At 64.1% G+C, this 9,785-nt stretch carries 12 protein-coding genes; 7 read left to right on the top strand and 5 right to left on the bottom strand.

Annotated elements, in window-relative coordinates:
* Nucleotides 1-199, bottom strand: a 199-nt coding sequence (locus tag U1E69_RS16675) for a hypothetical protein (RefSeq protein WP_322245547.1), incomplete at its 3' end; no start/stop codon positions are given.
* 86 nt (nucleotides 200-285) lie between these two features.
* On the opposite strand from U1E69_RS16675, the gene U1E69_RS16670 reads away from it, so the two are divergent.
* The gene (locus U1E69_RS16670) at nucleotides 286-639 is read left to right on the top strand and encodes a helix-turn-helix domain-containing protein (protein WP_322245546.1); all 354 of its coding nucleotides are present in this window, start codon (nucleotides 286-288) and stop codon (nucleotides 637-639) included.
* Nucleotides 640-798: 159 nt separating this feature from the next.
* Nucleotides 799-1,212 (top strand): universal stress protein, encoded by a 414-nt coding sequence (locus tag U1E69_RS16665; RefSeq protein WP_322245545.1) that lies wholly within the window; start codon nucleotides 799-801, stop codon nucleotides 1,210-1,212.
* A 138-nt stretch (nucleotides 1,213-1,350) separates the two neighbouring features.
* On the opposite strand, the gene U1E69_RS16660 is transcribed toward U1E69_RS16665, so the two are convergent.
* From U1E69_RS16660 to U1E69_RS16645, 4 genes are all read right to left on the bottom strand, one after another.
* Nucleotides 1,351-2,007: a hypothetical protein gene (locus U1E69_RS16660; protein WP_322245544.1), complete on the bottom strand. Its 657-nt coding sequence runs from the start codon at nucleotides 2,005-2,007 to the stop codon at nucleotides 1,351-1,353.
* A 199-nt stretch (nucleotides 2,008-2,206) separates the two neighbouring features.
* Complete coding sequence (locus tag U1E69_RS16655) at nucleotides 2,207-4,813, bottom strand: cation-transporting P-type ATPase (protein ID WP_322245543.1); 2,607 nt, start codon at nucleotides 4,811-4,813, stop codon at nucleotides 2,207-2,209.
* Complete coding sequence (locus tag U1E69_RS16650) at nucleotides 4,813-5,583, bottom strand: glucose 1-dehydrogenase (protein WP_322245542.1); 771 nt, start codon at nucleotides 5,581-5,583, stop codon at nucleotides 4,813-4,815. Before U1E69_RS16650 ends, U1E69_RS16655 begins: the two co-directional genes overlap by 1 nt.
* A 33-nt stretch (nucleotides 5,584-5,616) precedes the next feature.
* Nucleotides 5,617-5,865 carry a helix-turn-helix domain-containing protein gene (locus U1E69_RS16645; protein ID WP_305547336.1) on the bottom strand — a complete coding sequence of 83 codons (249 nt, stop codon included), beginning with the start codon at nucleotides 5,863-5,865 and terminating at the stop codon, nucleotides 5,617-5,619.
* Nucleotides 5,866-5,993: 128 nt separating this feature from the next.
* Here U1E69_RS16645 and U1E69_RS16640 point away from each other — a divergent pair, with 128 nt between their 5' ends.
* The 5 genes from U1E69_RS16640 to U1E69_RS16620 all read left to right on the top strand — a co-directional run.
* The gene (locus U1E69_RS16640) at nucleotides 5,994-6,857 is read left to right on the top strand and encodes a universal stress protein (protein WP_322245541.1); all 864 of its coding nucleotides are present in this window, start codon (nucleotides 5,994-5,996) and stop codon (nucleotides 6,855-6,857) included.
* Nucleotides 6,858-6,966: 109 nt separating this feature from the next.
* Nucleotides 6,967-7,659 (top strand): DUF1538 family protein, encoded by a 693-nt coding sequence (locus U1E69_RS16635; protein WP_305547332.1) that lies wholly within the window; start codon nucleotides 6,967-6,969, stop codon nucleotides 7,657-7,659.
* 1 nt (nucleotide 7,660) lies between these two features.
* Complete coding sequence (locus tag U1E69_RS16630) at nucleotides 7,661-8,428, top strand: DUF1538 family protein (protein WP_305547330.1); 768 nt, start codon at nucleotides 7,661-7,663, stop codon at nucleotides 8,426-8,428.
* Complete coding sequence (locus tag U1E69_RS16625) at nucleotides 8,425-8,778, top strand: P-II family nitrogen regulator (RefSeq protein ID WP_305547328.1); 354 nt, start codon at nucleotides 8,425-8,427, stop codon at nucleotides 8,776-8,778. Before U1E69_RS16630 ends, U1E69_RS16625 begins: the two co-directional genes overlap by 4 nt.
* A gap of 290 nt (nucleotides 8,779-9,068) precedes the next feature.
* The coding region (locus U1E69_RS16620; RefSeq protein ID WP_322245540.1) for a proton-conducting transporter membrane subunit at nucleotides 9,069-9,785 on the top strand (717 nt) is incomplete at its 3' end.

Here is a 9,785-nt window from a genome sequence, read left to right as displayed (position 1 = left end):
CCGCCGCGCGCGCCATTCCCTCGACGTTGATCAGAAAGCCGCCGATCGGCGAGGACACTGGTGGGATGTCCACGGCGAAGGTCGAGACATGCAAGCCGCATCCCAACGCAGCCGTAAAGCCGATCGCAGAGAGGATCGCCGGATCGGGCGCTGCCTCGGGGTAGGTGTTCAGCGGCATGTAGGCGATTCGATTTGGCACGGTGTGATTCCCTTTTGAGAGCGGAGTGTTTCGGACCGGGATGGCGAAGGCGCACCCACTGTGCCGAACCGACGGATAAGGGCAGCTTGTCTGAAAAACAGATCCCAATCCTTGATCCAAATCAACGAAACGTGACCAAGGTTCATTATTCTTTGGCATCGGCTGCAACGGAGGGAGCCATGCCGCATGACCGCTATCAGACCGTGAAGGAGGTTGCCGAAAGGCTTGAAGTGGCCGAGGCCACCGTGAGGCAGTGGATCAAGTCGGGCGCACTTCGCGCTATCTACATCGGCAAGGGCTGGCGGGTTGCTGACGCGGATCTTGAGGCGTTCATGATCGCACGCGAGACGGTGCCACGCATTGTAACCTGCGGGAAGTCCCAAATCCCGGCACGCGCTGGTGATCCACCGAAGATTAGCGGCGGGGAGGATGTCCGGTGAACGCTGTAGCAGGGCCCTTCCTTTGCTGGCGGCTTGCAAGAAAGGCAGACACCGTATCGATTTTGCATGAGCGGGGCTCCTGCGTGCGATCCGACCGTCAAACACCACGACTGCTAGAAGATAGATGAATGACTCCAATCAAAGTGAAAAGGCAAACAGATGAAACATATCCTCTGCTGTTTTGACGGCTCCGACCATGCGGACCTTGCACTGGCCACCGCTGCGGAACTCGCAACGAAATACGCGGCCAACCTCTCGGTCGTTGTGGTGAATGTGGTCTATGGACGTTCGCCCCGAGCACCAATTGCCTTGATCTGGACCGAGAGCGAGGCGAAGGCGATCCTTGATGAAGCCTGCGAAAAGGCCGCCCAGAGCGGGCATAAACCGGCGAAAGCGGCGGTGGTTGTTGCGCGCGAAGCCTCGACCGGGATCATCGACCACGCGCTTGAACTCGGGATCGATGCCATCGTCATCGGCACTGGCGACAAGCGCGGACTATCACGGCTGGTTCTTGGCTCGGTGGCCATGGACATCGCGAACCGCGCACCCTGCACCGTCATCATCGCGCGCTAGAAGATCCTTGTTCACGGGTTCTTCTAGCACGGCGTCAGGCTTTTCGGTCTGGCGTCGTTTCCCTTTTCGGGTTCGGTGCACAGTCTCCGGTGCAAGATGTGTCGGAAGCGGGCCGGCCCGATGGAGGCCCGGCCGGGTTCAGTAGCGGACCTCTTCGAAGCCGTAGTTGCCTTCATGATCGCGCCAGTCGACGAAGACCGAGCGATAACTCACCCAGTTGCAGTGTCCGGTGTTGGGCAGATCGGAGGCGGGCGGCACCTGGGCGACGCTGGACCGGGTCCAGTGATAGTCGCCTTGGACCCCGTAGGAGCCGAGGCGCGTGGAGTCCGAGGTGATGCAGTCGCCGTCTCGGTTCCGGCGCTGGCTAAACTGGATGTGAAACACGCGGATGCTGCGGACGAAGTCGAAGGCATCGCCCGAGATGTCGATGTCAGCGCGCTCGTCTGACTGGACTCGGACAAGGGGCAAGGGATCGTGCGGGATAATAGCCTGAGGCGCTTCCCGGAAGGCGATGTCGTACAGCCGCTCCATCGGCGACAGCGGGGCAGGGGCGTTGAACGACGCCCCCATCGGACAGCGCCAGATCTGCAAGGGCGGTTCGATCGGCCAAGGCGTGATCCGACGGATGAAGACTGCGCGCGCATGGGCACAAGGCGCCGATGCCGGCCAGCCGCCCGCCAGACAGAGCAAGATGGCGCAGTCGACCTGATAGGCTTGCGCCGGCTCGAGCGAGCTGACGAGGCTCGATACGGTGATGGCCGCGGCAGCCGCCGCGGTCCGGACCCTGTGCTTCATGACGCCGACTCCCGCTATAATAGCGCACCGATACAAAACAACACGAGCGATAGCAAGGAGATTTCATCGGCACGCTCTCGCTCGGATCGTTAGCGCGCACAAGCATTCTGTTCGGAGGTGCCTCCTTTCCCGTGGCTCATCCCGGATTGAGCATCAGGGCCAACCGCCCTTCATGTCTGGCACACAGCAATCCCGGGGCTTATCTACGTTGAAGTCCCAGCCGTATCTGCTTTTCGATCTCGATGATTGCGAAGAAGGCGGCACCGATGCCGACGATCAGCACCCCGTCGAACAGGGCAACCGGTTCCGTTCCAAGAACCAACTGCAACACCGGGATGTAAGTGATTGCGAACTGCGCCGCGGTGATTGCGATGACCACTGTCCAGACCACCTTTGTCCCCCGCGCCGCAGCCCAGGTAAGCGAGGTGCCATGGATGTTGCGGATGAAAAAGAGGTGGAAAATTTCCAGCACCACCAGCGTGTTCATCGCGATCGTCTGGGCAAGCGGCAGGGAATACCCACGATCAAGCGCATAGGTGAACATCCCGAAGACGGCGGCAAGGAACAGGGTGGCCACCAGCACCACATGCCAGACGAGTTCCCCCGACAGAATGGGCGCATCGCGGCGGCGGGGCGGGCGGGCCATCGTGCCGGATTCCGTCGGCTCGAACGCAAGGGCAAGGCCAAGGGTGATGCCAGTGATCAGGTTGACCCACAGGATCTGCACCGCCGTCATCGGCAGGGCCATGCCGGCGATCAGGGCCACGATGACGACCATCGCCTCGCCCGCGTTGGTGGGCAGCGTCCAGCTGATGACCTTTTTCAGGTTGTCATAGACCGTCCGCCCTTCGCGCACGGCAGCGGCGATGGAGGCGAAGTTGTCGTCGGCAAGCACCAGATCAGCCGCCTCTTTCGCGGCCTCAGAGCCCTTAAGGCCCATGGCGATCCCTGCATCGGCGCGTTTCAGGGCGGGGGCGTCGTTCACGCCGTCGCCGGTCATGGCGACCGACAGGCCGTTGGCCTGCAACGCCGTGACCAGGCGCAGCTTATCCTCGGGGCTGGTGCGGGCGAAGACGTCGACCGAGGTTACTTCCAACGCCAGTTGTGCATCATCCAGCTTGTCGAGCTCTGCGCCAGTCAGAACGCGGTCCGGGTTCTGCAGGCCGATCTGTGCGGCGACGGCTGCGGCGGTACCAGCGTGATCGCCAGTGATCATCTTCACCCGGATGCCCGCTGCACGACATTCCACTACGGCAGCGATGGCCTCGGGCCGAGGGGGGTCAATCAGACCGACGAGGCCGAGGAGGGTCAGACCTCCCTCCAGCGCGGCGGGGTCGATCTGTCCGGCAGGCGCGGCCCGTTCGGCCAGAGCCAGCACGCGCAGACCGCGTCGGGCCATCGCTTCGGCCCGGTCGTGCCAGTGGGCGTAGTCCAGCCCCCCGCACATCCGCAACACCCGTTCGGGTGCGCCTTTCACATGGATCATCCGACCGCCCGGCCCCTCGGTGAGCACGGCCATGAAACGGTGGCGGCTGTCGAAGGGAACGGCGTCCAGCCGGCGCGCCGACGGTTCCACTGCAACCTTGCCCGCGAAGGCCAGAAGCGCGCCCTCCATCGGGTCGCCCTCGACCGTCCAGACCCCGTTTCGGTCATGCAGAGCCGCGTCGTTGCACAAGGCGGAGGCGCGGGCGAGTGCTGACAGGTCGCCCCGCGGCGTGATCTCACCCTCGGGCGCGTAGCCGTCGCCAGTGATGACAAAGGTGCCCTCGGCTGTCTCGGCGGCGGCCACCACCATCTCGTTACGGGTCAGGGTGCCGGTCTTGTCGGTGCAGATGACAGAGACCGACCCGATGGATTCGATCGCGGGAAGACGCCGCACGATGGCATTGCGCCGCGCCATGGCCTGCACACCAATGGCCAGCGTAATCGTCATGACGGCGGGCAGCCCCTCTGGAATGGCCGAGACGGCGATGGCCACGACCGTCATGAACAGGTCGGAGAAGGGCATATGGCCGACGAAATAGCCCCAGGACAGCAAGAGTGCGGCCGAAAGCAGGATCAGGAACGACAGCCAGCGCGCAAAATGGTCCATCTGCGCGACCAGCGGTGTCGTCAGTTGCTCCACCCCGGCAAGCAGCCCGCCGATGCGGCCGATTTCAGTGGCCGGGCCGGTTGCGGTCACGACACCGCGGGCGGTGCCTTGGGTGACCAGCGTGCCCGACCACAGCATCGACCGGCGATCCCCAAGAGGTGCATCGGCCGCGACGGGGGCAGTTGCCTTTTCCACCGGAACGGATTCGCCTGTGAGAATGGCCTCTTGTGCCGCCAGTCCGCGCGCCTCGATCAGGCGCAGGTCGGCGGGAACCTTGTCCCCGGCTTCCAGCAGCACGATGTCGCCGGGCACCAGGTCGGCGCCGTCGACGGTGACCCTCCGCCCGTCGCGCAGCACGGCGGCACGGGGGGCCAGCATCTGTCGGATCGCAGCCATCGCGGTTTCGGCCTTGCCCTCCTGAAGGAAGCCGATCACGGCGTTGGCAAGGACCACGGCAAGGATCACGCCGGTGTCGATCCAGTGCTGCAAGCCTCCGGTCACGATGGCCGCGCCGATCAGAACATAGATCAGCACGTTGTTGAACTGCCCAAGGAACCGCCGCAGCGGCCCCCGCGCCTGAACCTCGGGCAGGCGGTTGGGGCCATGTTCGGCCAGACGGCGGGCCGCGTCAGATGCGGTCAGGCCTTCGGGCCGGGTCTTCAGATCGGACAGGCAATCGTCGGCGGGGCGGGAATGCGGATCGGTCATCTGCATCAGCGCGCCGTATAGCCCCCGTCGATGGCGATTTCAGCGCCCGTCACGAACTTGGCCTCGTCGGAGGCAAGCCAGACGACTGCCCATGCAATATCATCGGGCTCGCCCATATGGCCGATCGGATGCACCGATCCGGCCGCCGCCTTGGCGGCCTCAAGGTCGGGCGACGTGGTGCGCAGGTGGTTTTCCACCATAGGTGTCCAGATATAGCCGGGATGGATCGAATTCACGCGGATCTGTTCGGGCGCATAGGTCACAGCGTCGTTCTTGCTCATCAGGCGCACCGCACCCTTGGAGGCGTGATAGGCCGCCAGATTGCCCACGCCGATCAGCCCGGCGATGGAGGACAGGTTGATGATCGATCCGCTGCCTGCCGCGCGCAGATGCGGGATGGCGTGCTTGGTGCCGAACATGACTCCCTTGACGTTCACCGCCTGCACTTGGTCCCATTCTGCCTCGGTCACCTGATCGGTGGGTTTGGGGCTGCCCGAGATGCCTGCATTGTTCACCATCACGTGCAACCCGCCAAACTGGCCCACCGCCGCCTCGATGGCCGCCTTCATCTCGGTCTCATTGGTCACATCCACGCGCCAGAAGGCTACCGTATGGCCCTGTGCGGCAAGGTCACTGGCCAGCGCCTCGCCTTCGGCCGCGAGCACGTCGAAGATCGCGACCTTGGCACCTTCCTGCGCCATGCGCTCGACGCAGGCCCGGCCAATGCCGACAGCGCCTCCGGTCACAATGGCGGTCTTTCCGGAAAGTCGGTTCATGGCAGTCTCCTTCGAGGTTTAGGGGAAAAGACTTCAGACAAGGGGCGCGTGCCGTCCGTTTGCGTGCGGATGATGTCCCGCATCTGGCGTTGCCCGCCCCGCGCGCGGTGTCGTTTCGTGACGCGTCAGGAACGCCTCGAGATCGGCATCGGCAATGCGCCAGCCCTTGCCAACATCTATGGCACGCAGCGCGCCGTCGTGGATCCACGCCCGCACCGTCGCCTCGGCGACCTTCAGGCGCTCGGCAACCTCCTTGACCGTCTGATACTGATCGTGAGGCATCGGTTTGCGATCCTTGGCTACGTTTCATCAAGAATAACGCGACTTCGAAATCCTTGATTGACCTGCATCAAACCGGAGCAGGTTCATCCATGTTTTGATTGGGCAATTGAAAGAAAGAAGGAAACCAGATGCAGCGGGTCCTTTGTGCGACCGATTTCTCCGAGCGGTCAGACCGCGCCCTCAGACGCGCCGTGCTTGTCGCCCGGGCCGAGAATGCCGAGCTTGACCTCGTGCATGTGGTTGATGACGATCGACCCAAGCGCCTTGTCGACCATGAGGCAGCCGACGCACGGGCCTTGCTTCGTCAACAGATGGCAACGCTTGGATCGGTCGACGGCGTGAAGGGAAGGTCAGACGTCATCCTTGCCGATCCGTTCGAGGGGATCGCCCGCGCCACGGAAGAACGACGTCCGGATATCCTTGTTCTGGGGCCCCACCGTCGACAGTTCCTGCGGGATGCGTTTGTCGGCACGACAGCGGAGCGGGCGATCCGCAAGGTCGCGTGCCCGGTTCTGAGCGTGAACGGCCCGCCCGTCTCACCTTACCGCCAGATCCTGCTGACCACGGACCTTTCCGAAGCATCGAAAGCCGCGCTTCAGCGGTATTGCGACCTCGGCATCTTCGCCGCGGCAAACCATGCGATCCTGACAGTGTTCGACGTGCTTGCCCTGCGGCTTGCCATGTCCGGCTCCCTTCCACGGGAGGACCGGGATCATCACGTTGCGACCGAAGCCGCCGAGGCACGGAGAAGCCTTGCGAGGTTCGCAGGCACCTTGGGCCGTTCGGACCTTCAACTCCTTGTCCGGCACGGCGAGACGACGGAAGCGCACGAGATATTGAAGGCGGCCGAGCAGACGCAGGCCGATCTCGTCGTGATGGCCACGCAAGGGAGGGGGGGGCTTTCCCGGATGATGCTGGGTAGCGTGACCGAGAAGGTTCTTCAGAACGCCAATGTCGATGTTCTGACCCTGCCTCCTCCCCGTGTCGAATGAGCCGGATGATGTCCGCCATGGCCAGCTCCCGTTTGGCCCTTGCCGGGGACATAGGCTGGTGAAACCCCTGCTGCGCCAGATTGGTCCATTCCTCGGAACGCTGAGGGACATGTTGCCGATTCTTCTGACGATCGCCGCGTTCGAAGGCGCTGTGCTGGGCCGCATTCCGCCCGATATCCCGGGTCTTGTGCTGGGTTTCATGGCAGTGCTGGTGGGCTTAACGCTGATGGTGCGCGGGTTGGAAATGAGCCTGTTCCCGATCGGCGAGGCACTGGCCGATGCGATGGCGCGGCGCGGACATCCGGCGTGGCTTCTGGGGTTTGCCTTCGCCTTGGGCTTTGGCAGCACGGTGGCGGAACCCGCTCTCGCGGCCGTGGCGGCACAGGCTGCTGCGGCCATGGCGGCCGATCCGGGGATTCCCGTCACTCTCGGGCAACAAGAGGCGCTGGCGAGCTGGATCCGCTATGGCATCGCGATCGGCCTTGGTCTGGCGCTGGTCGTCGGTGTCTGGCGCACCTTGAAGGGCTGGCCCGTGATCTGGCTGGTCCTGCCGGGATACGGGCTTATCGCGCTCGTTTCGCTTTTGTCCGACGCGCCGGTGATCGCGGTGGCGCTGGATGCCGGAACCGCCGCAACCTCGATCATCAACATCCCGCTGATGCTTGCCCTCGGGATAGGGCTCGCCTCGGTTCTGCGGAGCCGCAACGCCTTGGTGGATGGATTCGGGATTGTGGTGCTGGCAAGCCTTGCGCCGATGCTGATGTTCATCGCCGTCGCCCTGATCCTGCTTGGTGGGGGCTGACATGGGTGCAGACATCGGACAGCAGGCGCTGCGAACCCTGGTCGACCTTGCGCCGATCCTGGCCGTGCTGGGGCTGTTTGCCTGGCGCTTCCTTGCCCGGGATCAGGGCCTTTTGCGGCGGGCGGTCCAGGGTGTTGCCATCCTTGCCGCCGGGATGACTCTATTCCGCTTTGGTCTGGAAGGCACCCTCGTGCCCCTGGCCGGAGATGTGGCGCGCGGTCTGGCCGAGCGTCTGACCGATGGCACGTCGGCAGCCGGCGTTCTGGCACTGGTAGGCTTTGCAATAACCCTCGGTGGTGCGGCTGCCCTGATCGAGCCGACCATGGCCGCCACCGCCGATCGTGTCAGCGACATGACCGGCGGCGCGATCCGGCCGATGGTCCTGCGTCTTGCCGTCGCCGGGGGCTTTGGCTTCGGGCTGGGGCTGGCGGGATTGCGGATCGTCTATGGGGTGCCGCTGGGGCTGGTCCTGGCGCCGATGGTGGCGGCGGTCGGGCTGCTGGCCATGATCGCGCCTCGCCAGCTTGTACCGCTGGCACTGGACAGCGGGGCGATTGCCACATCGGTCGTCACCGTTCCCATGATTGCGGCCTACGGCGTGGCCGTGGCCGAAACCCTGCCGGGCCGCAGCGCGCTGGCCGACGGGTTCGGCCTGATCGTTCTGGCCATGATCGGCTCGGCCTTCGCTGTGCTGGCCACGGCCATCATCGACGCGCATCTTCGCCGCAGGACAGGCGCGGCACCTGACAGCAAGGGAGACACCGGATGAAGTTCAAGATGGTCATCGCCTTCCTTCCCGAGGAACGGCTCGATGAAGTTCTGGACGCCGCGCGCAAGGCGGGGGCGACCGGGTCCACCGTCATCACCTCGGCCCGAGGAGAGGGGCTGGAACCGGAGCGGCGGTTTCTGGGGCTGGAGGTTGCCTCGCACCGCAACCTCGTGTTCTGGCTGGTCGAGGAAAGCGTCGCACCAGGGTTGATGAAGGAGATCGCCGCGGTAGGTCGTTTCGAGGCCGAGCGGGGTGCCGGCATCGCCTGCCAGATCGACATCGAGGCCGCGGTCGGATTGATGCGGCAGATCCATGCCATCGAAGGCAACGAGTCCGACCCGATCAGGTGATCAAGAATGCGTCAGGCGCCCCACCCTGAGCACGATCCCTGCGCGCTGCTCTTCTTCAGGCAAGCCGCCTGAGTGGGCCTTGAGCAACAAAGTTGCGGGCGTTCTTCCCCTGTCGGGCTGAAAACGTCCATAACCGACTTGAAAACGTCAGAAATGACGACTTAATCGGGACCAACGTCCTTCCATCAATCCAGGGCATGGGCACGCACCGCCGCAGGCGGTCATGCCCTTGGCTTGCTTTCTGGAAAGACCTTTGCCGGAAGCTGCAACGAAAGGATACCCTCGGGGGCATGATCGAAGAGAACCTGCTGCTCATCCTGGTCGGATTGCCCTTTGCCGCAGCGATTGCTGCTAGCACGGTCCGGGCGTCGGCGCATGGTGCAGCTGCCTGGGTCTCGGGTCTTCTGCTCGCGGCGGGGCTCGCGATCCTTGCCCTGCTGCATGCGCCGATCGGCGATGGCCAGGTCCTGCGCAGCACCTTGCGCTGGGTTCCCTCGCTGGGCCTGAACCTCACCTTCCGGATGGATGGCTTTGTCTGGATGTTCGTGACGCTGGTTTTTGCCATCGGCATCCTCGTGCTGGTCTATGCCCGCTACTACCTGTCCAAGGCCGACCCGGTACCGCGGTTCTACGCCTTCCTGATGGCCTTCACGGGTGCGATGGTCGGCATGCTGATGTCGGGCAACATCCTGATGCTGGTGGTGTTCTGGGAGCTGACCTCGATCCTGTCGTTCCTCTTGATCGGGTATTGGCACCAGGGGCAGGCGGCGCGGGACGGGGCGCGAATGGCGCTGATCGTGACGGGGCTGGGGGGCCTGTGTCTGCTGGTCGCCATGCTGATCCTCGGCCAGATCGTCGGAAGCTATGACCTTGATCGCGTTTTGGCCGCAGGCGATGTCGTGCGCGCCGATCCCCTTTATCCGCTGGTGCTGGGCCTGTTCCTTTTGGGCTGCTTCACCAAGTCAGCGCAGATGCCGTTCCACTTCTGGCTGCCGGGCGCGATGGCC

Source organism: Tabrizicola sp., from assembly GCF_034366665.1.
In the GTDB taxonomy this organism is placed as follows: Bacteria; Pseudomonadota; Alphaproteobacteria; order Rhodobacterales; family Rhodobacteraceae; genus Tabrizicola.
This window is presented reverse-complemented; position numbering and strand designations above follow the sequence as displayed.

What these genes read in the sequence shown, in the direction of transcription:
- U1E69_RS16665 (WP_322245545.1), top strand. Translation starts at nt 799, where the DNA reads ATGAAACATATCCTCTGCTGTTTTGACGGCTCCGACCATGCGGACCTT.
- U1E69_RS16660 (WP_322245544.1), bottom strand. Translation starts at nt 2,007, where the DNA reads ATGAAGCACAGGGTCCGGACCGCGGCGGCTGCCGCGGCCATCACCGTA.
- U1E69_RS16655 (WP_322245543.1), bottom strand. Translation starts at nt 4,813, where the DNA reads ATGCAGATGACCGATCCGCATTCCCGCCCCGCCGACGATTGCCTGTCC.
- U1E69_RS16650 (WP_322245542.1), bottom strand. Translation starts at nt 5,583, where the DNA reads ATGAACCGACTTTCCGGAAAGACCGCCATTGTGACCGGAGGCGCTGTC.
- U1E69_RS16645 (WP_305547336.1), bottom strand. Translation starts at nt 5,865, where the DNA reads ATGCCTCACGATCAGTATCAGACGGTCAAGGAGGTTGCCGAGCGCCTG.
- U1E69_RS16640 (WP_322245541.1), top strand. Translation starts at nt 5,994, where the DNA reads ATGCAGCGGGTCCTTTGTGCGACCGATTTCTCCGAGCGGTCAGACCGC.
- U1E69_RS16635 (WP_305547332.1), top strand. Translation starts at nt 6,967, where the DNA reads ATGTTGCCGATTCTTCTGACGATCGCCGCGTTCGAAGGCGCTGTGCTG.
- U1E69_RS16630 (WP_305547330.1), top strand. Translation starts at nt 7,661, where the DNA reads ATGGGTGCAGACATCGGACAGCAGGCGCTGCGAACCCTGGTCGACCTT.
- U1E69_RS16625 (WP_305547328.1), top strand. Translation starts at nt 8,425, where the DNA reads ATGAAGTTCAAGATGGTCATCGCCTTCCTTCCCGAGGAACGGCTCGAT.